General features: G+C 32.7%; 23 protein-coding genes and 3 tRNA genes. 11 read left to right on the top strand and 15 right to left on the bottom strand.

Going from position 1 to position 25,032, the window contains the following annotated elements:
- Positions 1-22 precede the first annotated feature (22 nt).
- Entirely contained in the window at positions 23-556 is a 534-nt protein-coding gene (locus ABD011_RS02480; protein ID WP_343795513.1) for a hypothetical protein, read from the top strand.
- Positions 557-750: 194 nt separating this feature from the next.
- Here the strand turns inward: ABD011_RS02480 and feoB are convergent, their stop codons facing one another.
- The 3 genes from feoB to ABD011_RS02495 form a co-directional block, all read right to left on the bottom strand.
- The gene (gene feoB, locus ABD011_RS02485) at positions 751-2,853 is read right to left on the bottom strand and encodes a ferrous iron transport protein B (protein WP_129759669.1); all 2,103 of its coding nucleotides are present in this window, start codon (positions 2,851-2,853) and stop codon (positions 751-753) included.
- Positions 2,850-3,080 (bottom strand): FeoA family protein, encoded by a 231-nt coding sequence (locus ABD011_RS02490; protein ID WP_129759668.1) that lies wholly within the window; start codon positions 3,078-3,080, stop codon positions 2,850-2,852. Before ABD011_RS02490 ends, feoB begins: the two co-directional genes overlap by 4 nt.
- Before the next feature lie 72 nt (positions 3,081-3,152).
- The gene (locus ABD011_RS02495; protein ID WP_131506290.1) at positions 3,153-3,824 is read right to left on the bottom strand and encodes an SCO family protein; all 672 of its coding nucleotides are present in this window, start codon (positions 3,822-3,824) and stop codon (positions 3,153-3,155) included.
- Positions 3,825-3,919: 95 nt separating this feature from the next.
- Here ABD011_RS02495 and ABD011_RS02500 point away from each other — a divergent pair, with 95 nt between their 5' ends.
- From ABD011_RS02500 to ABD011_RS02510, 3 genes are all read left to right on the top strand, one after another.
- Entirely contained in the window at positions 3,920-5,857 is a 1,938-nt protein-coding gene (locus ABD011_RS02500; RefSeq protein ID WP_343795517.1) for a M1 family metallopeptidase, read from the top strand.
- 72 nt (positions 5,858-5,929) lie between these two features.
- Complete coding sequence (gene rseP / locus ABD011_RS02505; protein WP_343795519.1) at positions 5,930-7,273, top strand: RIP metalloprotease RseP; 1,344 nt, start codon at positions 5,930-5,932, stop codon at positions 7,271-7,273.
- 74 nt (positions 7,274-7,347) lie between these two features.
- Positions 7,348-7,421, top strand: a tRNA-Asn gene (locus ABD011_RS02510).
- Between the two features lie 57 nt (positions 7,422-7,478).
- Here the strand turns inward: ABD011_RS02510 and ABD011_RS02515 are convergent.
- Positions 7,479-8,438, bottom strand: coding sequence for an NAD-dependent epimerase/dehydratase family protein (locus ABD011_RS02515; RefSeq protein WP_343795521.1), 960 nt, complete (start codon positions 8,436-8,438; stop codon positions 7,479-7,481).
- A gap of 153 nt (positions 8,439-8,591) precedes the next feature.
- Here ABD011_RS02515 and ABD011_RS02520 point away from each other — a divergent pair, with 153 nt between their 5' ends.
- Entirely contained in the window at positions 8,592-9,122 is a 531-nt protein-coding gene (locus ABD011_RS02520; protein ID WP_131506287.1) for a hypothetical protein, read from the top strand.
- Positions 9,123-9,132: 10 nt separating this feature from the next.
- Here the strand turns inward: ABD011_RS02520 and ABD011_RS02525 are convergent, their stop codons facing one another.
- Both ABD011_RS02525 and ABD011_RS02530 read right to left on the bottom strand, forming a co-directional pair.
- Entirely contained in the window at positions 9,133-9,819 is a 687-nt protein-coding gene (locus tag ABD011_RS02525) for a hypothetical protein (protein ID WP_134198418.1), read from the bottom strand.
- 67 nt (positions 9,820-9,886) lie between these two features.
- Positions 9,887-12,190 carry a M28 family peptidase gene (locus tag ABD011_RS02530; protein WP_343795524.1) on the bottom strand — a complete coding sequence of 768 codons (2,304 nt, stop codon included), beginning with the start codon at positions 12,188-12,190 and terminating at the stop codon, positions 9,887-9,889.
- 115 nt (positions 12,191-12,305) lie between these two features.
- Here ABD011_RS02530 and ABD011_RS02535 point away from each other — a divergent pair, with 115 nt between their 5' ends.
- Positions 12,306-12,773 (top strand): CBS domain-containing protein, encoded by a 468-nt coding sequence (locus ABD011_RS02535; protein WP_134198420.1) that lies wholly within the window; start codon positions 12,306-12,308, stop codon positions 12,771-12,773.
- A gap of 1 nt (position 12,774) precedes the next feature.
- Here the strand turns inward: ABD011_RS02535 and ABD011_RS02540 are convergent, their stop codons facing one another.
- The 3 genes from ABD011_RS02540 to ABD011_RS02550 are packed head-to-tail and all read right to left on the bottom strand — an operon-like array spanning position 12,775 to position 14,418.
- On the bottom strand, positions 12,775-13,479 hold the full coding sequence (locus ABD011_RS02540) for a hypothetical protein (protein ID WP_343795526.1): 705 nt from the start codon (positions 13,477-13,479) through the stop codon (positions 12,775-12,777).
- 56 nt (positions 13,480-13,535) lie between these two features.
- Positions 13,536-13,886, bottom strand: coding sequence for a hypothetical protein (locus tag ABD011_RS02545; protein ID WP_131506281.1), 351 nt, complete (start codon positions 13,884-13,886; stop codon positions 13,536-13,538).
- Complete coding sequence (locus ABD011_RS02550; protein WP_343795529.1) at positions 13,867-14,418, bottom strand: GNAT family N-acetyltransferase; 552 nt, start codon at positions 14,416-14,418, stop codon at positions 13,867-13,869. The genes ABD011_RS02545 and ABD011_RS02550 overlap by 20 nt, the downstream gene beginning before the upstream one ends.
- Before the next feature lie 217 nt (positions 14,419-14,635).
- On the opposite strand from ABD011_RS02550, the gene ABD011_RS02555 reads away from it, so the two are divergent.
- Positions 14,636-14,968, top strand: coding sequence for a single-stranded DNA-binding protein (locus ABD011_RS02555; RefSeq protein ID WP_343795531.1), 333 nt, complete (start codon positions 14,636-14,638; stop codon positions 14,966-14,968).
- A gap of 55 nt (positions 14,969-15,023) precedes the next feature.
- Here the strand turns inward: ABD011_RS02555 and ABD011_RS02560 are convergent, their stop codons facing one another.
- Together ABD011_RS02560 and ABD011_RS02565 are read right to left on the bottom strand one after the other, a co-directional pair.
- Positions 15,024-16,805, bottom strand: coding sequence for a ribonucleoside-diphosphate reductase subunit alpha (locus ABD011_RS02560; protein ID WP_131506279.1), 1,782 nt, complete (start codon positions 16,803-16,805; stop codon positions 15,024-15,026).
- A gap of 20 nt (positions 16,806-16,825) precedes the next feature.
- On the bottom strand, positions 16,826-18,100 hold the full coding sequence (locus tag ABD011_RS02565; protein WP_129759644.1) for a ribonucleotide-diphosphate reductase subunit beta: 1,275 nt from the start codon (positions 18,098-18,100) through the stop codon (positions 16,826-16,828).
- An 899-nt stretch (positions 18,101-18,999) separates the two neighbouring features.
- Here ABD011_RS02565 and ABD011_RS02570 point away from each other — a divergent pair.
- The 4 genes from ABD011_RS02570 (at position 19,000) to ABD011_RS02585 (ending at position 21,680) form a co-directional block, all read left to right on the top strand.
- Complete coding sequence (locus tag ABD011_RS02570; RefSeq protein ID WP_343795534.1) at positions 19,000-19,581, top strand: tetratricopeptide repeat protein; 582 nt, start codon at positions 19,000-19,002, stop codon at positions 19,579-19,581.
- 97 nt (positions 19,582-19,678) lie between these two features.
- Positions 19,679-19,775, top strand: a tRNA-Phe gene (locus tag ABD011_RS02575).
- Positions 19,776-19,962: 187 nt separating this feature from the next.
- Positions 19,963-20,077, top strand: a tRNA-Arg gene (locus ABD011_RS02580).
- Positions 20,078-20,582: 505 nt separating this feature from the next.
- The gene (locus tag ABD011_RS02585) at positions 20,583-21,680 is read left to right on the top strand and encodes a slipin family protein (RefSeq protein ID WP_343795536.1); all 1,098 of its coding nucleotides are present in this window, start codon (positions 20,583-20,585) and stop codon (positions 21,678-21,680) included.
- Positions 21,681-21,721: 41 nt separating this feature from the next.
- On the opposite strand, the gene ABD011_RS02590 is transcribed toward ABD011_RS02585, so the two are convergent.
- The 4 genes from ABD011_RS02590 to ABD011_RS02605 all read right to left on the bottom strand — a co-directional run bounded on the left by ABD011_RS02590 (position 21,722) and on the right by ABD011_RS02605 (position 25,017).
- Entirely contained in the window at positions 21,722-21,898 is a 177-nt protein-coding gene (locus tag ABD011_RS02590; RefSeq protein ID WP_335973311.1) for a hypothetical protein, read from the bottom strand.
- A 75-nt stretch (positions 21,899-21,973) separates the two neighbouring features.
- Positions 21,974-22,492, bottom strand: a complete 519-nt coding sequence (locus ABD011_RS02595) for a ferritin (protein ID WP_129759643.1) — start codon at positions 22,490-22,492, stop codon at positions 21,974-21,976.
- Positions 22,493-22,564: 72 nt separating this feature from the next.
- Positions 22,565-22,894, bottom strand: a complete 330-nt coding sequence (locus ABD011_RS02600) for a DMT family transporter (RefSeq protein ID WP_131506278.1) — start codon at positions 22,892-22,894, stop codon at positions 22,565-22,567.
- Positions 22,891-25,017 (bottom strand): Tex family protein, encoded by a 2,127-nt coding sequence (locus ABD011_RS02605; RefSeq protein WP_343795541.1) that lies wholly within the window; start codon positions 25,015-25,017, stop codon positions 22,891-22,893. The genes ABD011_RS02600 and ABD011_RS02605 overlap by 4 nt, the downstream gene beginning before the upstream one ends.
- Positions 25,018-25,032: the final 15 nt, after the last annotated feature.

Here is a 25,032-nt window from a genome sequence, read left to right on the forward strand (position 1 = left end):
AATTGAAAAACACTAAGAAGAAATGAAAACTTCAATAGTACTAATATTTTTGTTTTTATTTTCTTGTCAAACTAAAAAAGGACAGAAAGAAAACACAGATATTTCAAATTTTAAGCAAACTGACAAATCCATAAATAAAAATGAGCATTTATTTACTCTTAATGAGATAAATAGTGAAAATTTGGTTAAAATTATTCCTCCTAAAAATTCTGACTTTGAATTGCCAGATAGCACTGCTAAAACTGAACCTTATAAGAACGAAGATTTTAATGCTGATGGAAAAAACGATATTATGGTTTATTTAGGAGCTTGCGGAACTGGAGGTTGTATCTATGGTATCTTTTTAAATCAAAATCAGAACTATTATAAATTGGTCTTTATGGATTATCTTAAAGGTGCTGAATTTGAAGTGGAAAATAATGGTTTTATAAGTGTTAAATCCTATGAGGAAATAGAGCCATATAACCCATCAAAACTATCTGTTACAAAGTTTAAATTCAATGAAACAAAATATAAATACGAATTAGATACAACTTATGTGTATTTAGATAGGTAATAAACCAAAAACGAAGAGCACTTATCAACTTGCTCTAAGTTTCTTATACTGACCGTTAACTGCAGCCACAATTGCTGTTGCCACAAGATTTAGTTGTCGCTTTTTTTGGCTTCCAAATAAATTTTTTGACCAAAAATAATATAGCGATTCCTAATGTAACAAAAACCAATATGTTTTGAATAGTATCGTTCATCTTATTTTAAAAATTGAAATGCCAATAAAGCAACAATATACGCAAAAGCACTCATAGTTATAAGTTGTAGCATTGGCCATTTCCAAGAATTAGTTTCTCGTTTTACTATAGCTAATGTACTCATACATTGCATTGCAAAGGCATAAAACAACAATAAAGAAATCCCTGAAGCTAGCGTGAATACTTTTGTGCCATCGTTGTGTGTTTCGGCAGCCATTTTGTTTTTTATGGTGTCTTCATCTTCGTTATCATTGGCGCTACCAACACTGTAAATCGTGGCAAGTGTTCCCACAAAAACTTCGCGAGCTGCAAAAGAAGTGACTAACCCAATACCAATTTTCCAATCGTAACCTAATGGTTTAATTACAGGTTCAATGGTTTTACCAACAATACCTATATAGCTATACTCTAGTTTATGAGCAGCAATTTTATCATTCAATTCGTCTTCAGAAAGTTGAGGGCTTTCAGTTTTTACTATGTTTTCAGCGTCGTTAAATCGTTCTCCAGGACCATACGAAGCTAAAAACCACAATACAATAGAAATGGCTAAAATGATTTTACCTGCTTCGAATACAAAGGTTTTGGTTTTTTCCAAAACGGTCAACCCTACATTTTTCAACAAAGGAAATTTATAACTAGGCATTTCAACCACAAAGTAGGATTTGCTCTTTATTTTCAGCACTTTGTTTAATATATAAGCCGAAAATATAGCAGTTAAAAAACCAATAATATATAAAGACATTAGGGTTAATGCTTGGTAGCTTAAACCTAAGAAACGTCCGTCTGGAATAACCAAAGCAATAATGATAACATACACTGGCAATCGTGCAGAACACGTTGTAAAAGGTGTAACCAATATGGTAATTAGACGTTCTTTCCAGCTTTCAATATTTCTTGCAGCCATAACAGCAGGAATAGCACAAGCGTTTCCTGAAATTAAAGGCACTACGCTTTTTCCGCTTAGTCCAAAACGACGCATTACACGATCCATTAAAAATACAACGCGACTCATGTAACCGCTTTCTTCTAGTAGAGCAATAAAGAAAAAGAGGAATGCAATAGGTGGAATAAATACCATAATACCACCTATTCCTGCAATAATACCTTCGGCTAATAAATTTGTGAATACGCCTTCAGGTAAGGTGTTTTTTACCCAATCGGCTAAAGTAGCAAACCCTTCATCAATCAAATCGGTTGGGTAAGCTGCCCAATTATAAACCGCTTGGAACATTAATAGTAAAATGGCAAAGAAAATTACATAACCCCAAACTTTGTGCGTTAAAATCCTGTCTAGTTTAATACGAAGGTCCTTAGCGTTTTTAAGGTCTATGGTTTGTCCTTTTTTAAGCACATTGTTTATAAACTGATAGCGCTTAATGGTTTCCTTTTGCTGAAGTCGTTTTAAATCGGCTTTACTTTTGGTTTTAAAATCTTCTAAACTATCAAACTCTTGTCTTTCAACAGTGCCAAAATTAACATCTTGTGTAATGACTAACCAAAGTTTGTATAGTAGCTGATCTGGAAATGCATTTTGAAGGTTTTCAAAATAGGCTTTGTCAATTTCAGAAGCGTTTAAACATCCCTTTGTAGATAGTTTTTTATAATCTGAAATGAGCGTTTTAAGCTCAGAAATACCAGTATTTTTTCTGGTACTCACTAGTGCTATTTTTGTGTTAAGCTCTTTTTCTAAATACTCAATATCTAAAGAAATACCTTTATAATCCATTCTGTCAGACATGTTAATTACCAAAATAGTTGGTATTTCTAAGTCTTTAATTTGGGTAAATAATAAAAGGTTACGCTTTAAATTTTCAACATCGCTAACAACAACAGCTACATCAGGAAAATCTTTATCGTTTTTGTTTAAAAGTAGCTCAATAACTACATTTTCATCTAGTGAAGAGGCGTTTAAGCTATAAGTTCCAGGAAGGTCAATAATATGGGCTTTTACACCACGAGGCAGTTTGCAAACACCTTCTTTTTTATCGACAGTAATTCCTGGATAATTACCAACTTTTTGGTTGAGTCCTGTTAAGGCATTAAAAACTGATGTTTTTCCTGTATTGGGATTACCAATAAGCGCTACGTTAATTTGCTTACTCATATAACAATATCAATTAAAATATGAACAGCAGTTTCTTTTCTAATAGCTAAATGCGATCCATTAATATTCAAATACATTGGGTCCGAAAAAGGCGCTACATGTAACAGCTCTACACTATTACCAGGTAAACAACCCATCTCCAATAATTTTAAAGGAATATGAACAGATGAAACATCTTTTATAATTCCTTTTTGACCACGTTTTAAATGTGCTATAGTGTGTTGCAAGCTTATTTAGATTGATTTTAAAGAAGCAAAAATAAGAGAAATATTCAGGGTAAAAAAATGCTTAACAAAAATCTAAGGTTTTTCCTGCTTTAATGTTTCAATGTCTTCTAATAATTGTGTAATATCTTCAGGTTTTGTACCATCATAAAAACCTCTTATTTGGCGTTTTTTGTCAATAAGCATAAAGTTTTCGGTATGAATCATATCATACTCATCACCACTTCCAACGGTTTTAACTGCTAAGTAACTTTTTCTAGCAAGCTCGTAAATTTGCTTTTTGTCACCTGTTACCAAGTTCCATTTTTTGTCATTAACGCCTTTTTGTTTTGCATAGCGTTTTAACTGCGCAACAGAATCAATTTTTGGAGTAACCGAATGCGATAATAGCATTACTTCATCATCATCAATTATTTCCTTTTGTATTTTATACATATGGTCTGTCATTATTGGGCAAATGGTTTGACAGGTTGTAAAAAAGAAATCCGCCACATAAATTTTATCCTTGTAATCGTTTTGGGTTATGGTTTGTCCGTTTTGATTTGTTAAGGAAAAGTCTGCAATTTTATGATACTTTTTTTGGTGCTGAATAGTGCTGTCAACCATTTCATAATTCACCATTGCAGGTTGATAAATAGGAAGTACTTTTTTAGGTTTTAAAATAGAATAGAATATTGAAATTATAATTGCCGAAACGATTAATAAAACAATTCCGAAAAATTTGTATTCTTTAAAAAAAGACAGCATTTTGCTTGATTTTGAGGTGAAAACGTAAGATTTGAATACAAAAATACGACACAATACCCATAAAAGTGGTATTTTTAACATGATAAATTAAAGCTATGAGAACATTTTTACCTTACCTGTTTTTTGTCCTTTCAATTACTGCTTTTGGGCAAGATTTTAATGAAACTTTGAACACTATTAGAGAAGCTGAAGCCAAAGCAGCGCTCAACCAAATGTTCTACAGAGCAAATCTCAATACAGGTAATTATGATTTAAAATATCATAGATTAGAATTAAATGTTGACCCTTCGGTGTCATTTATTTCAGGAGATGTCACCACTTATTTTGAAGCTAAAGAAGCGTTAACCGAAATTACTTTTGACCTTGCTGATAACATGACCGTTTCGCAAGTGTTACATAATGGTAATACATTATCGTATACACAAAACTCTGATGATGAACTCATAATTACACTTCCTGCTGTACAAAATGCAGGTGTGCTAGATTCTTTGACTATAAGTTACTCTGGTAATCCCATAAGTTCTGGGTTTGGTTCTTTTGAACAAACAACTCATAATGGAGACCCAATAATATGGACATTATCCGAGCCTTATGGAGCTAAAGGTTGGTGGCCTTGTAAACAAGATTTAATTGATAAGATAGACTCTGTTGATGTGTATTTAACAACGCCTCAATTTAATCCTTCAAACGAAGCATATGTTGCTGTGTCAAACGGTTTGGAAATAAGTCAAACCACAAACGGAAGCGATAAAACCACACTATATAAGCATCGTCACCCAATTCCTGCATATCTAATAGCAATTGCGGTTACTAATTATGAAGTGTATTCGCATACAGTATCTAACAATGGTAACCCATTTGATATTGTCAATTATGTGTTTCCTGAAAACTTAGCAAGCGCTCAAGCTAGTACTCCAGTTACTGTTGATATAATGAATATTTTTTCTGATTTATTTGAAGAATATCCTTTTGCTGACGAAAAATACGGTCATGCTCAGTTTGGTTGGGGAGGTGGAATGGAACATACAACGGTTTCATTTATGGGAAATTTTAGCAGAAATCTTATTGCACACGAGCTAGCACACCAATGGTTTGGAAATAAAATAACTTGTGGTAGCTGGAAAGATATTTGGCTTAATGAAGGTTTTGCGACTTACTTATCAGGAATTATAATTGATGAGTTAGACGGTAATGATGCTTTTAGAACTTGGAAACAGCAACGCACAAATTCCATTACATCAGCACCTGATGGAGCTGTGTATTTATCAGATACCGACACGTTAACTGTTGGTAGGATTTTTAGTGGTAGATTAAGTTATAATAAAGGCGCAATGGTATTGCACATGCTACGAAAAAAACTTGGAGATACTGAGTTTTTTGGAGGACTTCAAACTTATTTAGTAGATGAAGACCATGCTTATGACTATGCAAAAACAGCAGATTTTATTAATATTATCGAAACCACCAGTGGGCAAGACCTAACAGAGTTTTTTAGCGACTGGTTATATAACGAAGGATACCCTAGTTACACCATAAACTGTACGCAACAGTCAACTACAGAAATAGATATTGAAATTAGCCAAACCCAAAGTCATGCATCAGTATCGTTTTTTGAAGCTCCAGTACCTATTCGATTAATTGGGACTGAAGGTGAGACGCTTGATTTAGTACTAGATAACACAATAAACAATCAAGTCTTCAATGAGAGCGTTAATTTTATTGTAGATACTGTTATTTTTGATCCTGAAGCCGATTTAATTTCAAGAAACAATACAGTGTCATTGAGCATTAACGAAGAAGCTTTTAATAATAAACTACTTATTTATCCGAGTCCAGTTTCTGAAACGTTAAACATAAAAAAACCTGACTTTTTACAAGTAGAAGAAGTAAGGGTTTATAATGCCTTGGGTCAACTATTGTACAATAGCGAATGGACTTCCATAATTGACACAACTCCTTTTTCAACAGGATTACTTTTTGTTCAACTTCAAACCAACGAAGGAATAATTAATAAATCTGTGTTAAAAAACTAATGAATAGTTTACATAATGTTTTCAAAATGCGGTTAAAAAGTTATTTTTGTGGCTTAATTTTTTAAGAGATACATGGAGTTTGTAATTAAAATATCTCAATTTTTATTGAGTCTTTCACTTCTAATCGTGCTTCACGAATTAGGACACTTTATACCAGCAAAAGCATTTAAAACCAGAGTAGAAAAATTCTACTTATTCTTTGATGTAAAATACTCGTTATTTAAAAAGAAAATAGGAGAGACTGTTTATGGTATTGGTTGGTTGCCACTAGGAGGTTATGTTAAAATCTCAGGAATGATTGATGAGAGCATGGACAAGGAGCAAATGGCACAACCACCACAACCTTGGGAGTTTAGATCTAAACCTTCATGGCAACGTTTAATTATTATGCTTGGTGGTGTAACGGTTAACTTTATTTTGGCTTACGTTATTTATGTATTTATTTCATTAGCTTATGGTGATATTGATATTACATCAAGTAGTGTGAAGGATGGTTACATGGTGACTAACCCAATATTAAAAGACTTAGGAATAAAAACAGGGGATAAGGTTATAGCTATCAATGACGAAGAGATTGAAACTGTATCACAAATAAGAAGAAAAATTATTTCTGCTGAAAAACTTACAATTTTAAGTGGTAACGAGACTAAAGAAGTTGTGCTTCCTGAAGATTTTTTAGGTCAATTCAGTTCTAGTGAAAGCAAGAGTTTTTTCTCGTTACGCTATCCTTTTATCTTAGAAAAAATTCCTGATACATCTGTAAACGCTTCTGCAGGTTTACAACCTAAAGATGTTATTGTTTCTTTAAACGGAAAATCTTTAAAGTATTATGACCAGTATGATGCAATAATGGATTCTTTAACTGCAACACACAAGACAATTGATGTTGGTATTTTAAGAGATGGTCAACAATTAACAAAGACGCTTAAGGTTGAAGACGGTAAATTTGAAATTAAAGCAGGAGGGGATCTTAATGACTTAGAACGCTTAGGCTATTATGATATCGTTAAGACCGATTACACTTTTGGTGAAAGTTTTGGAGCAGGACTATTAAAGTTTAAAGACCAAGTTGCTAGTTATGGCGAACAGCTTAAAAAAATATTCAATCCAAAAACAGGAGCATATAAAGGTGTAGGAGGTTTTAAGGCTATTTACGACGTGTTCCCAGACACTTGGAGCTGGCAAGATTTTTGGGCGCTTACAGCGTTTCTATCAATTATGTTGGGTGTATTAAATTTATTGCCAATACCAGCTTTAGATGGAGGTCATGTAATGTTTTTACTCTATGAAATGATATCAGGAAGAAAACCAAGTGAAAAGTTTTTAGAGCGTGCTCAAATGGTTGGTTTCTTCATTCTTATTGCTTTAGTATTATTTGCTAACGGTAATGATATCTTTAAAGCATTATTTAAATAGAAATATTTTTCAAATAAATTTGTTGAAATTAAAAAATAACATATATTTGCGCTCGCAAAAGCGAAAAGAAACACTCCTCCTTAGCTCAGTTGGTTAGAGCATCTGACTGTTAATCAGAGGGTCCTTGGTTCGAGCCCAAGAGGAGGAGCAAAAAAAATCCCATCGATTTCGATGGGATTTTTTATTTAATACTATTTCTTAATAATTATTTTTCAGAACTCTGATACTTCTTTTGTAGTTGGGTGATCATTTCAGAAGTCATTTTTTCCATATCAAAGGTATGGTTCCAATTCCAGTCTTTTCTAGCTTCAGAGTCATCAATAGATTTTGGCCAACTATCAGCAATTTGTTGTCTAAAGTCTGGGTTATATGATATTTCAAAATCAGGAATATGTTTTTTAATTGCGCTATAAATGTCTTTAGGAGTAAAGCTGATAGCTGCTAAATTATATGAAGAACGAATACTGATGTTTTCAGCAGGTGCTTGCATTAATTTTACCGTAGCCTCAATAGCATCGTCCATAAACATCATTGGAAGCTCTGTGTTTTCAGATAAAAAACACTCGTAATTTTTGTCAGTAATTGCTTTATGGTAAATTTCAACGGCATAATCAGTTGTTCCACCACCAGGTAATGTTTTCCAACTAATAATTCCAGGGTATCTTATGCTTCTAACATCAACACCATATTTGCTATTATAATATTCGCACCAACGCTCACCAACTTGTTTTGTAATACCATAAACTGTTGTTGGTTCCATTACTGTGTATTGAGGTGTGTTGTCCTTAGGTGTTGTTGGTCCAAAGACTGCAATACTAGAAGGCCAAAATACACTTTTAATAAAACCTTCTTTAGCAAGATTTAATACATGAAACAGTGAGTTCATGTTTAAATCCCAAGCTTTCATAGGATATTTTTCTCCAGTAGCACTCAACATAGCAGCCATAAGATATATGGTGTCTATTTGATGTTTTTCAACACAAATTTTAACTGAAGCATAATCTTGGGCATCGACAATTTCAAAAACACCAGAGTTGACAACATCTAAATTGTTGTAATTAATATCGCTAGCAATAACATTATTTTTTCCATGGGTTTCTCTTAGTTTTGAAGTTAACTCAGAACCAATTTGTCCACATGCACCAATTACTAAAATCTTTGGCATTTTTTTGAAATTATTTGTTCGTTCAAAAATAATAAGAATAAAGAGTACCTAAAACTTAAAACAAAAAATTATTCTCTAATTTTATACTAATGTTTAAACCATCAAGTTTAGTTATATTTACACCTTGTTGCATTAAAACCTATAAGAAATACTATGCGTGCTTTAAGCCATATACTATTACTCATTTGTTGTGTTATTATGCTTAGTTGTAATTCTAGATCAAAAAAAGAATTACAAACAACAGATGATGTAAAAACAGAAGATACAAATAAAATAAGCTCAAATGACATTGAAGCATTAGCTTTTGATGATTATATTTTAAGTAATGCTTCTAAAACTAAAATCATGGATTGGCAAAAACTTCATGAACTTAATACGCAGGTTGAGTTTTTAAAAAAAGGTGATTTGTCTTTCTTTTCAGCTAACGATTCTATAGTTAAATCATTTGTATTTCAACTTAAAGAAGAAACACCTGAAAATGTTGATACAGATATTATAAAATCTAGAGTTACTGCTTTGGAAACAAAAATTCTAAAGCTTAACAATACAATTGAATTAACAAATATCCCAAAGGAAGAGGTTTTAATGAATATTAAAGAGGTTTTGGTTGCTATGTCCAATCTCAACTTTCAAATCAACAAGAAGTTTGAACTGGATGCAAATAATATTGAGAAGCCGCTTTAATAAAACTTATTTACTCCTTAGCAGCTCTTGCTTGTAAAGCCTCTTTACTAATTTTAGCTAAATTAAAGTTTGGATCAGTAGCTAAAGCTCTGTTTAATACAGCTACAGCCTCATTAGTATTCGCTTCTTTGTCTTCGTTAAAAATTAATATTGCTCTTAAGTAAGTTAAAGCAGCACTTAATGATACTTGATAAGGTGTTTGCATTTCGTAGTAAGTGCGCTTCATATCGCTAGTTGCATTGGTTAACCCATATTCAATAGCTGTTTTTGCTCCAGCTAAATCGTTTAACTGAATTTTTAAATCGGCAATTTCATAAGCTAAATACGCATTTGCTTGTCTTTGAAAAAGGACTTCATAATGCTCTAAAGCGCGTTTAGGTTGATTAAGTGCTTTTAAGGATAATGCTTTTACTTCTACATTGATATTAGAGTCTGTTGGGTTTTTATCAATACCAATAGTGTTTAATGCTTCTAGGTGTCTTCCTTCAGAAGCATAAACGTATGCCAATGTGTCTTTTCTTGCCTGAGTAGGGTTAAGTACGTCTAAATGAGTCATGGCATTTATAATGCCTTGAATATCACCTTGTGCTGTCATTTGCTTGTAATACTTTTCAAAATGTTTTTCAAGCTCAGACTTAGTTTGCGCGCTTGCACTAAGAGCAATCATTGTTATAGATAGAAGTAAAAACTTTTTCATGTCATAAAATTTAAAGCGTTAAAACTATAAAAATATATGGGAATAGGTCTTAAAAACTTGCTAATATTTAATCAATTTGTATGGTTTTTTTAATAACCACAGCATCATTTAATACAAATGGCTTTGGAATCATGTCTGCAGGACGTTTTGGAACTCTAAATAGAGGATTATCTAACATATCAAATGAGGCTTCAAGTAAATCAATTTTTGTGCTTTGATTTTCAGGAACAGTAAACTCAAGTTCTAAAAATTTATCATCTGCAACAAAATAACTAAATAGCCTATTGAACCTTCTGTTTTCAAAAACATAGGTTTCACTTTCAGCTTTAGGAATAGTGTAACCGTTAACGTTAAAGGATAAAAACACGTTGGTAGAATCAGAAAATAGCTCCAATCTATTCACATTTCGTTGAGGTGAAATAAATAGTTTTATTTCTCTTTTACCATCTACAATAGTATCCTTTTTAACATCAATGTAAGGGTGTTTTAAGGGTTTAATGTTAGTTTTTTTAGTAAACGTAAATTGAGTTTTATACTTACTGGCAATGGTGAATTTTGACAGTGAATCTATATGGTCTGGATTGTCAGTAAGGTAGCTTTCAGTCCAAGGGTCTAAAATATTGTCGTAAGTAGCCCAAACAGCTTCGTTTTTGTCGCTATCTAAGATGTAAACCAAACTATTTGGTTTTGGACGTTCTTCATTAAAATCAGATTTTAAATGTGCTGAAATAAAGCAACAAATAGCTAAGAAAAACAATAAGTAAGACCATCTATTTTTATATCTAGAAAACCCAAATAGCGAGATACAAAGTGAAAATATAAGCGACACTAAAAGAGTAGTAGCAATAATAGTTTTTAGGCCTAATCCTACAGGGAACATTTTTACAAAAGGTGATAAAATCATTAATGCAGGAAACAGCAACAGTGCCATTAAAATTAAGTTAGGGTGTTTTTGTCTTACAAGAATAAATAAGCTCACTAAACCAAAATACACAGGAATAATCAAGAAACTAGCACCTTTAAGTTCAAAAGCCATAACTGCTGAAATAACTATCCAGAGCAGTAGAGGAGGAGCAACCAAGCTTGCAGTATTTTCGGGTTTGTACACTTTGTTGTACAACCACATACACACACCTGCCGAAAGGAAGGTAAATGCTAAAATATAGATGTAACCATTGTAAGTAAAACCATGTAGTATTTCATTATACTGAGGATATATTGCTTTTAAAACACTCCATCCAAAGTACCCAATTACTCCATTAATAACTAAAGCAGCAATTCCTGGTAAAATACCAATAAGCATATGTTTTGAGTTAAGCATTCTTTTTTTAATACCATAAAATACCAATGCAATAAATAATACAATGGCAATAATAAGCATTGGAAAAATCCATGTATTAGGATAGTTTACAGTTTTAAATAGCGGTACATTAAAATAGACGTCATCTACATCACTTTTTAAATTATTTAAGTTAGTATCACTAAAATAGTAGAGTAGAGGCATTAAATAACTGCCTTGGTGCTCCAGTGTCTCTCTATCTAAGCGTTCATAATTGTCTAAAGCGGTATGGTAATCAAAATGGTCGTCAATAAATGCAAAATTAAAGCCTTCAATGTCTCCATCTTCTCTAAAAATAGTGAGATCAGTATCATTAGGTAGTTTTTTATAAACGCTATATGCGAGTGAGTTTGCTACAGGATATTTAGGGTTGGCTTCAATAAAACCTTTAACCATATTTTGGTTGCCTCCATTGGTTTCAATAAGCATGTAACTTGGCCCTCCACTTCCTCTGGCTTCAAAATTTAATACTAAACCAATGTCTTTTGCCCAAGCATGATTATTTACAAACAGTTCAGCTCCATTAAGTCCTAATTCTTCAGCATCAGAAATTAAAATAATAATATCATTTTTAGGCTGTTTACCTTCGTGTAGGTAAGCTCTTAACCCTTCTAAAATTGTTACCACACCAGATCCAGCATCACTAGATCCAATTGATGAATGCGGATTACTATCATAATGTGTAAGTAGCATAAGCGCTTTGGAGTTATCAGTCCCTTTTAGTCTTGCTAAAATGTTTTTAGGTTTGGTTAAGCTTCCCCATTTTTTATTGTAACTGTAACCGTCTTGAACTTGAGTTTCTAAACCTAATTTTTCTAATTCTTCAATAATATAGTTTCTTACATTTTCGTGTTCGGGAGAACCAACATAATGAGGTGCTTTTGATATTTCTTTTAAATGAACCAATGCACGTTGTGTAGAAAAGGTATTGTCATTGGCATCTAGCTGACTTATTTTGTTAGGCATTAGGGCAGAAAAGCTCCAATAAATAGCAATAATTAAGAGTAGAAAAGCTATAATTTTTTTAAACATAGGAAAGCGTGTTAGTTAGTCTTCTAAATTTACAAAATTATTTCCTATAAAAATATAGTTAGGTTAAGTCGTTTTAAATCAGTAAATTTAAGACTAACATTATTAATAATTAGTTATGGGAATTAAGAGTTTTCAAGGTGCCAGAAAGCAACAAATTAACGCTACTGAAAGCACACAGTTAAAAGTGAGCGATTACATGTCAACCAGTTTAATAACTTTTAAACCAGAACAGTCAGTTGAAGAAGTTATCGAATCTTTAATACGAAATAAGATTTCTGGAGGACCTGTGGTTAATGATAAAAACGAACTTGTAGGTATAATTTCAGAAGGAGATTGCCTAAAGCAAATAAGTGATAGCAGATATTACAATATGCCAATGGCTCAAGACAATGTTGAAAAGCGCATGATAAGAGATGTTGAGACTATAGATGGCAACATGAACGTGTTTGATGCTGCTAATAAATTTTTAAATTCTAAAAGGCGTCGTTTTCCTATTGTTGAAAACGGTAAGCTAGTAGGTCAAATTAGCCAAAAGGATATTTTAAAAGCAGCAATGCAGTTAAAAGGACATAACTGGAAGTAATTTAATGTCTTTTAAAGTTCACGGTTTCAGGCAAATCTGTAATTATAATTTTTTGTTTAACATCACTTTCTAAAGTTGCTATTTTGGAGTAGTTATATTCAGGAATAGGTTCGCTAAGGTTTTTCCATTTTACTATTCCAGCAACCGTTATGGTTTCTCCAATTTCAATTATACCTTCTTTGTAACGAAGCGTTTTATTGAATCCAAAATACCCTGTTGAGTCTATATTATACCTTTTTAAAAGAGATTCAAATTCTGGAGTAGGATTGTTAAAAGTACCTGAAGATGTTTTCTTGTCAATTACTAAATGACTTTTATAGTTTTTTGGATGTTGAGTTGGCTTAATAATAACCATATTGCCATTACTCTCAATAAAGAAATCCTGAAATCGCTCTTCTTCAATTAAGGTTCTCCAATACGAATTTTTGCCATTGCTTTTCTTCTGTTCAATTTTAATATAATAGAAAATACACTTTCTTTTACTAAGTGGAGCAATCAAAGGGTTTTGAACATGCAACGCTTTACCACTTACCTTAACAAATTCATTGCTTTTAAAACTACTTACAGGTTTATAAGGTGTCTTTGCTAAAATTCGTAGTATAGTTTGTTTTGAACTGAAGTAGTATGATGTTATTCCAATTATACTAAGAATAAGAATAACAATGCCTATAATTAGAAATGGTGAGGTTGATAAAAATGGAAGCATGAAAATTTAATTATTGAATACACTATTAGTTGGACATTTACTTTAAATGTTACAGTTTAACTTTCTCGCTTTACCAGTGCATAGTAGTCGCCTTCAATGGGTAAGTAGCCTTGGTCGTAAACAAAGTAATAAACAGTACCTGCTTTGGTTGTATAAATACTTGTTATGTAATTAAAGTCAAACCCTTTTTCAATAAGTTTTGCTCTCGAGGTTTTAGTTTTTTGCTCAGGGTTTAGTGCTTCAAGAATTCTGTAGTTTTTTCTAAGTCGGTTGTTGGTGTTTCGTATTAAGTTTTTACTGTCTTTATTCACTCTGTTATTATATGAATTCCGACAAGCATCGCTACAGAATTTTTTATCAATTCTGCCAACTATTTTCTCACCACATTCAGGACAAGTTTTTTTCATAATCGTTTAGTTTTAATTCATACCAAGAGGCTTTTTCGCCTTCACAATCAAAAACTTCAATATGTTGTAATCCAATTTTTTGAAGCACTTTATTTGAGCCAATATTATCTGTAAGAGCAACTCCTACAATGGTTTTGTATTGTTTTACTTTAAAGCCATAATCTAATGCAACAATAGCCGATTCGGTTGCGTAACCTTTTCCCCAATATCGAGGAATAAAGCGATAACCAATATCATAAAAATCTTGTTTTCCGTTTAAAGAATCTTTTTCACCTGTATTAAGTTTTAACCCTGACCAACCTATAAAATCTCCTGTAGATTTTTCAATAGCAGCCCAACGACCAATTCCTCTTTCTTCGTATTGTTTTATAATGGATTGTATTATTTTTTCTGAATCCTGTTTGGTCTTTACAGGTTTATTGCCCAAGTATTTGTGGACTATTGGGTTAGAATCTAATTCAAACATACCTTCAATATCAGTAGGTAATATCTCTCTTAGAATTAAACGTTCAGTTTCTAATAATGCTTTCATTTATAAGTGATTATTAATAGCGATTTAGCTTGTATACAATATACAAATTATTCGTTTACAAACGACTACAAACATTTACAAACGAATTTAAACAGTTAATAACCGAATAAATTTTGGTATCTGTTTCATATTTGCAGTGTCGAATTAATACTGGATGCACTTCAGTAACATAAGAACTCGATAGTATTAACTGTTTAACATTTAAAAAATTAAAATTATGAACACGCTTAGAAACAAAGTACAGTTGATTGGTAGATTAGGACAGGATCCTGAAATTGTAAATTTTGATGATGATAATAAAATTGCCAAATTTTCTTTAGCTACAGATGATAGCTATAAAGACAAAAACGGAAACAAAGTAGAACGCGCTTACTGGCATAATATTATTGTTCGTGGTGGTCTTGTAAAAGTAGTAGAGAATTATATTTCTAAAGGACAAGAAATTGCGGTTGAAGGGAAACTTACCAATCGCTCTTGGGAAGACAAAGAAGGTAAAAAACACTATACTACTGAAATAGTTTGTAATGAACTTTTGATGTTGAGTAAATAAACTGCAATAAAAAAACCGCTCATTCGAGCGGTTTTTTTATTATTTAATATTGTGATTAAGCCTCACAGCTTGTACACTCTTTTTTCTGTTTGAATTTTTGTGCAGCATTCATACTGTGTTGGTAATACAATGATTTTAAACCAAGCTTCCAAGCTGTAACATGAATGTTGTTTATTTCTTTTACAGGCATTTCAGGATGTACAATAATGTTTACAGATTGTCCTTGATCTATAAATTCTTGTCTTGCTGATGCTTGATAAACTACATCTAATTGGTCAATTTCAGAGTACGTTTTAAACACGTTTTTTTCTTGTTCTGTTAAAAACTCTAAATGTTGTACAGAACCATCCATATCTCTAATGCTTCTCCAAACTTCGGTAGTGTTTTGTCCTTTTTCTTCTAATAAATTTTCCAAGAAAGGATTCTTTATTGTTGTTTTTATTTTAGCAATATCTTTTACATAAATATTTGACCATATTGGCTCAATACCTTGAGATACTTGTCCTAAAATAAACGCCGAAGATGTTGTAGGTGCTACAGCGTTTAATGTTGTGTTTCTACGACCGTAACCTTTTAATACTTTAGGCTCTCCAAATTTTACAGCCAACTCTTCTGAAGCTTTGTATGAACGCTCTTTTATAGTTTTAAAGATTTCACGGTTTAAGTTAAATGCTTCTTGACTATCAAAGGCATGCATTCTAGACTGTAATAAAGAGTGCCATCCTAAAACACCTAATCCTAAAGCACGGTTTTCTTTTGCAAAGTTGTAAGCACGCTCCATAAACAAGAATGTTTGACGGTCATCTCTATTATCAGAATCACGATATACTTCTAGTTTTTCAATGAATTCTGTTATTACAGCATCCAAGAAATAAATCATAGTTTCTACTGCGTCTGTGCTTTTCCACTTATCGTAGTGTAATACATTTATACTAGAAAGTACACATACAAACGACCAATCATCGTTTGATGGTAACATAATTTCAGTACATAAGTTACTTGCGTGTATGCTGTGGTTTTTATCTTTATAAACTTCTGGTTTACCATTGTTAGCATTGTCTGTAAAGAATACATAAGGGTAACCCATTTCACCACGACTTTGTAATACTTTTGCCCAAATAGTACGTTTTTCAACATCACCAGCAATCATTTCTTCCATCCACTTGTTGGTAACTGTTACACCATGTGTTAACTGCTGTATTGGGTTACCTTCAGTACCTATTTCTAAAAACTCTTTAATATCTGGATGCTCAATTGGTAAATATGGAGAAAAACGACCACGACGTACAGAACCTTGACTAACCACATCAACCATAGACTCAAACAACTGCATAATATGAACTGCACCAGATGCTTGCCCATTGTTTTTTACAGGAGCTCCTCTATGACGAATTTTACCAAAAAACCCAGAAGTACCACCACCTAATTTTGACATCATACCAACTTCTGACTGTGTGTAAAGAATATTACCCATGTCATCATCAATATGAGAACCAAAACAGCTTATTGGTAAACCACGTTCTTTACCAAAGTTAGACCAAACTGGAGACGCTAAAGAGAAAAACCCTTCAGACATATAGTGATAAAACTTATCTGCATATCCAGGAATTTGAAGAATATGTTCTGCGCGTTCAGCAATTTCTCTAATACGTTGCTTGGGCGTTACGCCTTCGGTTAAGTATCCTGATTCTAAAAACTGTTGACTGTATTCGTTTAACCACTCAAATCCTTCTTCCTTTTTCGTGTTGGTTAAAAATTCTTTTCGGGCATTTACTAGTTCATCAGTTGTGTTTTTTTGATCTTGTAGTTGCGGCTGGTGTATTGTTTTGTTCTCCATAGGTTATAAAAATAGTCTGGTTAAAATAAGTCGTCGCTTGTTATACTTTGTGTTCTTTTACTGTAATTGATAGAGCGTTTTACAAAGAAATCGCCATGTTTTGTACCAATAATCTCGTCATCAAACCATTCGGTTTGTGTAAGTAGTGTTTCGTCTATATCAAATACTTTTTCAATACCAATGCTTTCTAAAGATTTGTTGAAACGGTTTTTAATAAACTCGTTTACAACTGCTTTTGGTAAGAAATCTAATTCGCCTTCTTCAAAAATCCAATCTACAATCTTGCTTTCAGCAACATAGGCTTCTTTACACATATCTTGAATCATGGTATTGTAGCTTGCATCAAACCACTCTGGGTGCTCATCTTTGATAATATTGATGATATCTATACCGAAATCTCCATGAATTTGCTCTTCTTTTGATGTTGCTTCAACTACGTTAGAGATACCTTTAAGCATATTTTTATGCTTGTTGAATGCCATAATGATTAAGAATTGAGAGAATAAAGACACGTGCTCAATAAATAATGAGAACAATAATACAGACTCTGCATATTCTTGATTGTTTTCACTTTTAGCGTTTTTTAATGCAGTTTCTAAATACTGCACACGCTTCATGATTACTGGCTTTTTCTTTAGCTCTTCAAATTCTTTGTTTAGTCCTAAAATTTCAAGAAGGTGCGAGTATGCATCAGCATGTCTTACTTCACTTTCTGCAAATGTTGAACCTACAGATCCTATTTCAGGCTTTGGCATTCTATGGTAAATATCTCCCCAAAACGTTTTTACTGCAATCTCAATTTGAGAAATTGCAAGCATCGTATTTTTTATAGCAGATTTTTCTACTTCAGAAAGATTTGATTTGAAATCTTGTATATCACTTGTGAAATTAAACTCGGTATGTATCCAATATGAATGACGAATTGCTGGAACATATTCGTATAATTGAGGATACTCGTAAGGTTTTAAGTTTACACGTTTTTCAAAAATGTTACTCTTACGACTTAAAGCTTGTTTGTTTCTGTATAAAATGTAAGCTTTTGCAACATCGTGAAAAGAACTTTCCATTAATTTATCTTCTACAACATCTTGCACTTCCTCAACCGTAGGCAAATAATCTTTATCCTGATTTTTCCTTTGTAACAATACGTCATAAACGTTATTTGCTATAAGTTGAGCGTCTCCAAATTCTCCATTTTCAACCGCTTTCATTGCCTTTAAAATAGCGTTTGTGATTTTGCTTAATTCAAAAGGTTTCTGGCTAAAATTTCTTTTAGTAATGTGTAAAATTTCCATAAGTAATAACGAATTATAGTGTATCTAATAAGATAATGTAAAAGTGATAAATTATTCTAAATGAAATGAAATGTGTTAAATATTCTTCTTAACAATTTATCAACATAAAGATATTTTTTGCCATTTTTTTCAATGAAATAAAAGGGTTCAGAAAGATTAACTTCTATCTAATTTTTTCTTTGAATAAACTTAAATAATACTCATATTTGCATCACAAATGAAAAAAATAATAGTACATAAAGCACCAGGATTACTGTTTAGTCAGTGTGATTATCGTGGAATTGAGATGACAAATCTTTTCCCTATAGGACGTTTTATTGCTATTTTTAATTAATTTTAGGAGTGAATTAAATCAACTAATTATATAATAACAGCAAGCGTCCAAGAAATTGGACGCTTTTTTTATGAAAAAAACCATTTTTTTTTGAACAAATTTTTAAGAAACTAAAATAAAGTCCATTGAAGATTAAGCGATTGAGAGACAGTCTTTTGCATGAAATCTAGAATATCTGAAGTAATTCGGACAGCCATTTTATTGTTTTAACCTACTGAAAATCAATATTTTAAATCAAAATTTTATTTGTGTATTAAAAAAATCGTTTTCATATTTGCATCGCAGAAATGAAAACAGATCCTGCAATAAAAAATAATAATTAAAAACAAGAAACCATGCTAAAGTATTTTATAGCATTTCAAACATTAAGTAGTGATCAAGTAGAATCACTCATGAGGTTTCGGTACTTTCTTTAGAATATACTTTCCAGAGAAAAATCCGAAGCAAAACTAACTGTTTCGGATTTTTTTATTTCAAAAATTCAGCAATACAATTATCCGATCAGTTTTAGAGCACACAAAAGTTGTGAGGCCTTTAAAACATTAATAATTTATGAAGTAACATCATGGAAAATAATTTACATAACATCTATTTGTTTCGTGCTATTGAGGCATATCCTTGGGAATTGGAAAAAGCTGTTGAAGCACTCAATTACGCATTGTCTTACGAACCAGAAAATGTAAGAGCATTGTGCTTAATGGCTCAGTTACAAGTAGAGCAATTAGGAGATTTTGAATTAGCAAAAAGCTACTACCAAAAGGCTTTGGCTGTAAGTCTTGAAATACCAAATGTTTATGCAGAGTACATTAGGTTTTTAATAAACTATGGTGATCTAGATGAAGCTCAGCAATTAATTGACTTTGCGTTAACTGTAAAAGGAATTGATAAAGCAATAATTATGATAAATCAAGGATTTTTATACGAAGTAAAAGGCGAATTTGATTTAGCTGAAGAAGCTATAAAAGAAGCTAAGCTATTTGCATTAAACAATGAGTTTTTTAACTACACTGATGATGCTATTTCTAGAGTGAACAAAAAGAGAAAGTTTGTTAAAAGTAAAGAACAAAAACTCGAAAGTTCTCAAAAGAAAAATGAAGTGCAAACCAAAACTAATTGGTTTCAGAATAGGTTAAATAACTTGTTATAAAAGAAAGGAGATTTAAAAAGTGTCTATGGTGTAACGGCTCGCATGAGAAGTATCGTCTTCTAGGATCAAGTTCGACTCTTGATAGACACTTTAATTTGGAACAGTAGCAAAGCATGTCCTGAGCGAAGTCGAAGGGTTAGTCAATGCGACGCACTGAAAATGCGAGGATACAGGTTCAATTTCTGTCTGTTCCACAATAAAAGATTCCTGCCTACGCAGGAAATAGTATCAAGCTAGTCTTGTTGGGTGTTTCGGTATAGCACTATTGTATGGAAGGTTGCGGTTTCGTATCACTGTTTCATATTCAACTAGACTTGAAGGTTATGGTTTTTTACCAAAATAAAAACCACCAGTTCTTGTGGGTTCGAGTCCCACTATTCAGTATTTGGATATGGCGGAAATGGTAGACGCACTAGATTTCGGTTCTAGCGAACAGTTGACATTCTGTAAAAATGTCTCTTTAGTTGCACAGGTTCGATTCCTGTCAAAGCCACCATTTTAGGCTTTGTAGCTCAGTTTGGTTAGAGCACTACACTCATAATGTAGGATGAAGCTTATCACCTTGTAAAACTGATAGCAATGCAGTTGGTCAAAACTGCTCATCAAAAATTGACAAAATAGTCAGGTTGTAAATCAGCAAGTAATAAATCAAAAGGTTTTTTGACGAGCAATCTTGAAAGTACCTTGAAATACTGATTTGTAATATACTAAAGCTAAATTGGTTTTGTAGTTAGATTATCAACTAGAGTCATGCATTTGATTTCGCATTTTTAATCCCATTGCTCAACACGTTTAGTTGCAGTTATTACTATGAGTATTTCCGTACCGAAAAGATGATTTGCAATCTGCTATTTTAATTAAAAGAGAATGAAAATTTAAAAATAAACTTCAAAACCAAATGAACTCGTTATTTGGCGATGAAGCAGGCAACCCTTCCGTTACAGGTTTTGCCACGTCCATAGTGGGCAAATTAGAATGTTTAATTTAAATAATTAGAAACAATGAAACGAGTAAGAATTAATGCAGGAAAAGTAGGTTTGGTTTTCAAAAAAGGTGATTACTTAAGAGTAATTACACAAGGAAAACACTGGCTAGGTTTTAATCAACGTGTATTGATGTATGACCTTGCTAATACCTTTGTGGCTCCAGTAGCGTTAGAACTCTTACTAAAAGACGAAACGCTAAAAGCAATGTTAGACGTTGTTGAGGTTAAAGATGGAGAACTAGTTTTAGTTTACGAAAAAGGTAACTTCAAAACGGTTTTAACTGCTGGACGCTACGTGTACTGGAAGGGTTTGATTGAGCGTGAGTTTGTACGTGCCGATTTGAGCAAGATTTATATTACTGAAAAAATTGACAAGTCACTATTCAGCAATTATGAATTGAGCAAATACATTCGCGCATTTGAAGTTGCAACTTATGAAAAAGCAGTGCTTTTGGTTGATGATATGTATACCAAAACTTTAGATGGAGGTACATACAGATTCTGGCGAAACGATACAACCATTAAAATCGCTAAAGCCGATTTGCGTCAATTGCAATTGGAAATTTCTGGTCAGGAATTGTTGACAAAAGACAAAGCTGCAATCCGTATCAACTTTTATACACAGTATAAAGTTACAGATATTGAAAAAGCACTTTTGGAAAACAAAGACTACGAAAAGCAATTGTACATTACAATGCAGTTAGCGTTGCGTGCTTATGTTGGAGCTTACACTTTGGATGAATTGTTAGAGCGTAAAGATAATATTGCAGAAGCAGTGTTTGAAGACGTAAAAGCAAGTGCAACCAAGTTGGGTGTAAACGTTTTGAACTGCGGTATTAGAGATGTGATTTTAACAGGTGAAATGAAAGAAATCATGAACCAGGTTTTAGTTGCTCAAAAGCGCGCTCAAGCCAATATTATTACACGTCGTGAAGAAACAGCTTCTACACGTAGTTTGCTAAACACAGCAAAACTAATGGAAGAAAACGATATGTTGTATAAGCTTAAAGAGATGGAGTATGTTGAAAAAATTGCCGATAAAATTGGCGAAATTACTGTAGCAGGTAATGGCAACATCGTAACACAATTGAAAGAGATTTTCTCTGGAAAATAGGTGGTGTAAAAAAAATGCGTTAGAAATTTCTAACGCATTTTTTATGCAACTTTTTTAAGTAAATCAAAGCAAGGACATTTGCCACAACGCTTGTTTTCACCTTTTTTATATTTTTCACAACACTTGCTTTTTACCTTGTTAGCATTAATAATACCTGCTTTATGTAAGGTTTTTAAAGCTTTTTTTTGTTGTTTTTTTTCTTTTTTCTTCTTGCCCAACGGTTACTAACTTGTAGAATATGAGGCAAAAATAAATTATTTTAATTAATTCTAAATAAAATTAACTGTTAAAAATTATTCAGGGCTTTCAGAAGCAGCTGTGCTTATTGTTATTTGTTGAATATCTCTATCAAATAAGTACAAGCCACCTTTATCGTCTCCTATCATATTTATTTTATCAAGAATTGTACGAGCCATTGCTTCTTCTTCTATTTGTTCGCTTACATACCATTGTAAGAAGTTGTGAGTAGAATAGTCTTTTTCTTGTAACGCAATATGCACTAACTCATTAATACTTTCTGATACAAATACTTCGTGTTCAAATAGTTTTTCAAACATTTCCTTAAAGGATTTAAAGGTCACATTTGGTGCATTTAAGGCAGATACATGAGCGTGTCCACCACGTTCGTTTACATATCTAACTAGTTTGAGCATATGCGCACGTTCTTCATCAGATTGTGAGTACATAAAACCAGCAACTCCTTCAAGTCCTTTTACTTCAGCCCAACAAGCCATAGCTAAATAGATTTGAGAAGATTCGGCTTCAACTCTAATTTGATCATTTAACGCTTTTTCTATTTTTTTTGATAACATAATGTCTTTCTTTTTACGTAAAGTTAAGCATTTTTAAGCGTTAAAGATGTTAGAATAATTTTAAATTAGAACTTAATGTTGAGACACAAATTTTAGTCCAACAATAGAGATAATTAAGGTTGAAATAAAAAAGACACGCCAAAAATTAGCAGGTTCGTTAAACACAAAAATGCCAACCAAAACAGTGCCTACAGCACCAATACCTGTCCAAACTGCATAAGCAGTTCCTATAGGTAAGGTTTGGGTGGCTTTTACCAAAAGCCACATACTAATAGCTAAACATAATAAAAACCCTAAAAACCAATAGGTAGACGTGTTTCCTGAGGTTTCTTTTACCTTTCCTAAACAAAAAGCAAAGGCAACTTCAAATAATCCTGCGATAATTAAGATGATCCAATTCATGATTTATGTAGTTTTAATTGAATGCGCTTACGCGGAATATCAACCTCTAAAACTTTTACAATGACCTGTTCGTGCAAACTAATATGCGCACTAACATCACTTACAAAACCATCTGACAAGTTTGAAATATGAATTAAGCCGCTTTCTTTAATTCCAATATCAACAAAAGCTCCAAAATTGGTTACATTATTGACAATTCCTGGAAGCAATTGACCTTCTTGTACATCATTGATGGTTTTTATGTTTTGATTAAAGGTAAACACTTTGGCTTGTTCTCTAATATCCAAACCTGGTTTTTCAAGTTCTTTTACGATGTCTTTAAGTGTTGGCAAACCAACGGTATCTGTACAATAGGGTTTTAAATCAATACCATTTAAAACGGCAGAATTCCCTATAAGCTCTGAAACACGTTTTCCTTCATTTTTTGCAATAGCTTTTACAATACTATAGCTTTCAGGATGCACAGCAGAATCGTCTAACGGATTTTTTGCATCTTTAATTCTTAAGAATGCCGATCCTTGCTCAAAAGCTTTATCTCCTAAACGTGGTACTTTTTTTAAATCGGTTCTTGATGAAAATGCACCATGTTCATCACGATAACTCACAATGTTTTCGGCTAATTTAGGGCCAATTCCAGACACATAACTCAACAAACTTTTACTTGCTGTATTTAGATTAACGCCAACAGCATTCACGCAACTTTCTACAACAGTATCTAGTTCGGTTTTTAGCTTAGTTTGATCAACATCATGCTGATATTGACCAACACCAATAGATTTTGCATCAATCTTAACCAACTCTGCCAACGGATCTTGCAAACGACGACCAATAGAAACTGCACCTCTTACCGTAACATCGTAATTAGGAAACTCGTCTCTAGCAATTTTTGAAGCCGAATAAATACTAGCTCCTGCTTCACTTACCACAAATACTTGAATATCATTTTTAAAACGAATACGTCTGATAATTGATTCTGTTTCGCGCGAAGCGGTTCCGTTTCCAATAGCAATAGCTTCAATATTATATGCTTCGGCAAGTGTGCTTATTTTTTTTATTGCGCCTGTGCTATCGTTTTTAGGTGCATGCGGATAAATGGTTTCATTGTGTTTAAGTTGCCCTTGCGCATCTAAACACACTACTTTACAACCGGTTCTAAAACCAGGATCTATAGCTAAAATACGTTTTTCTCCTAATGGTGAACCCAATAACAATTGTTTTAGGTTTTTTGCAAAAACAGTTATCGCAGCTTCATCGGCTTTTTCTTTGGCATTTTGTAACGCTTCATTGCTCAATGATGGCAACAATAAGCGTTTGTATGCATCTTTTATAGCAATCTCGATTTGGTCGGAACACGCATTGTCAGATTTTATAATACGTTGTGCTATTTTATCTAAAGCACGTTCATCATCAATTTCAATTTTCACACGAATAAAACCTTCGTTTTCGGCACGTAAAATAGCTAACAAACGATGTGAAGGAATACGACTCAACGACTCGCTCCAATCAAAATAATCTCGGAATTTTTGAGCATCTTCTTCATTAACTTTCTTTTTAACAACTTTAGTTGCAATGGTTGCAAAACGTTCTAATTGATAACGAATATTGTTTCTTACGTCAGTACGTTCATTAATCCATTCGGCAATAATATGTCGCGCGCCTTCTAGAGCATCATCAACCGAACCAACAGCATCTTTTACATATTTATATGCTATGCTTTCAATATCGTGAGCGTTTTGACTCATTATGATTTTAGCTAAAGGTTCTAATCCGCTAGCTTTAGCAGTATCAGCTTTTGTTTTTCGGCTTTTTTTGTATGGCAAGTAAATATCTTCAAGTGTTGTAATATCTTGAGCATTGTTTACTTTTTGCTCTAATTCTGACGTTAAAACATCTTGTTCTTCAAGTGCTTTTAAAATGGCTGTTTTACGTTTTTCAAGCGCCTCAAAGAGTTCTTTGTATTTTACAATATCACCTATTTGAACTTCGTCCAGATTTCCTGTAGCTTCTTTTCTGTAACGTGAAATAAACGGAACAGTACACGCATCGTTAAGCAAGCTAATGGTGTTTTTTACTGATAATTCTGGAAAGTTAGTGTTTTTGGTAATATATGAGAGTAGAGACATAAAATGACTTTCTTT

This window comes from Gaetbulibacter jejuensis (assembly GCF_039524015.1).
Classification (GTDB): domain Bacteria; phylum Bacteroidota; class Bacteroidia; order Flavobacteriales; family Flavobacteriaceae; genus Gaetbulibacter_B; species Gaetbulibacter_B jejuensis.

Coding starts and splice junctions, on each gene's coding strand:
- ABD011_RS02570 (WP_343795534.1), top strand. CDS start 19,000: ATGGAAAATAATTTACATAACATCTATTTGTTTCGTGCTATTGAGGCA.
- ABD011_RS02540 (WP_343795526.1), bottom strand. CDS start 13,479: ATGCTTCCATTTTTATCAACCTCACCATTTCTAATTATAGGCATTGTT.
- ABD011_RS02525 (WP_134198418.1), bottom strand. CDS start 9,819: ATGAAAAAGTTTTTACTTCTATCTATAACAATGATTGCTCTTAGTGCA.
- ABD011_RS02500 (WP_343795517.1), top strand. CDS start 3,920: ATGAGAACATTTTTACCTTACCTGTTTTTTGTCCTTTCAATTACTGCT.
- ABD011_RS02535 (WP_134198420.1), top strand. CDS start 12,306: ATGGGAATTAAGAGTTTTCAAGGTGCCAGAAAGCAACAAATTAACGCT.
- ABD011_RS02495 (WP_131506290.1), bottom strand. CDS start 3,824: ATGCTGTCTTTTTTTAAAGAATACAAATTTTTCGGAATTGTTTTATTA.
- ABD011_RS02555 (WP_343795531.1), top strand. CDS start 14,636: ATGAACACGCTTAGAAACAAAGTACAGTTGATTGGTAGATTAGGACAG.
- ABD011_RS02550 (WP_343795529.1), bottom strand. CDS start 14,418: ATGAAAGCATTATTAGAAACTGAACGTTTAATTCTAAGAGAGATATTA.
- ABD011_RS02530 (WP_343795524.1), bottom strand. CDS start 12,190: ATGTTTAAAAAAATTATAGCTTTTCTACTCTTAATTATTGCTATTTAT.
- feoB (WP_129759669.1), bottom strand. CDS start 2,853: ATGAGTAAGCAAATTAACGTAGCGCTTATTGGTAATCCCAATACAGGA.
- ABD011_RS02545 (WP_131506281.1), bottom strand. CDS start 13,886: ATGAAAAAAACTTGTCCTGAATGTGGTGAGAAAATAGTTGGCAGAATT.
- ABD011_RS02600 (WP_131506278.1), bottom strand. CDS start 22,894: ATGAATTGGATCATCTTAATTATCGCAGGATTATTTGAAGTTGCCTTT.
- ABD011_RS02515 (WP_343795521.1), bottom strand. CDS start 8,438: ATGCCAAAGATTTTAGTAATTGGTGCATGTGGACAAATTGGTTCTGAG.
- ABD011_RS02520 (WP_131506287.1), top strand. CDS start 8,592: ATGCGTGCTTTAAGCCATATACTATTACTCATTTGTTGTGTTATTATG.
- ABD011_RS02565 (WP_129759644.1), bottom strand. CDS start 18,100: ATGGAAATTTTACACATTACTAAAAGAAATTTTAGCCAGAAACCTTTT.
- ABD011_RS02560 (WP_131506279.1), bottom strand. CDS start 16,805: ATGGAGAACAAAACAATACACCAGCCGCAACTACAAGATCAAAAAAAC.
- ABD011_RS02585 (WP_343795536.1), top strand. CDS start 20,583: ATGAAACGAGTAAGAATTAATGCAGGAAAAGTAGGTTTGGTTTTCAAA.
- ABD011_RS02480 (WP_343795513.1), top strand. CDS start 23: ATGAAAACTTCAATAGTACTAATATTTTTGTTTTTATTTTCTTGTCAA.
- ABD011_RS02605 (WP_343795541.1), bottom strand. CDS start 25,017: ATGTCTCTACTCTCATATATTACCAAAAACACTAACTTTCCAGAATTA.
- ABD011_RS02595 (WP_129759643.1), bottom strand. CDS start 22,492: ATGTTATCAAAAAAAATAGAAAAAGCGTTAAATGATCAAATTAGAGTT.
- rseP (WP_343795519.1), top strand. CDS start 5,930: ATGGAGTTTGTAATTAAAATATCTCAATTTTTATTGAGTCTTTCACTT.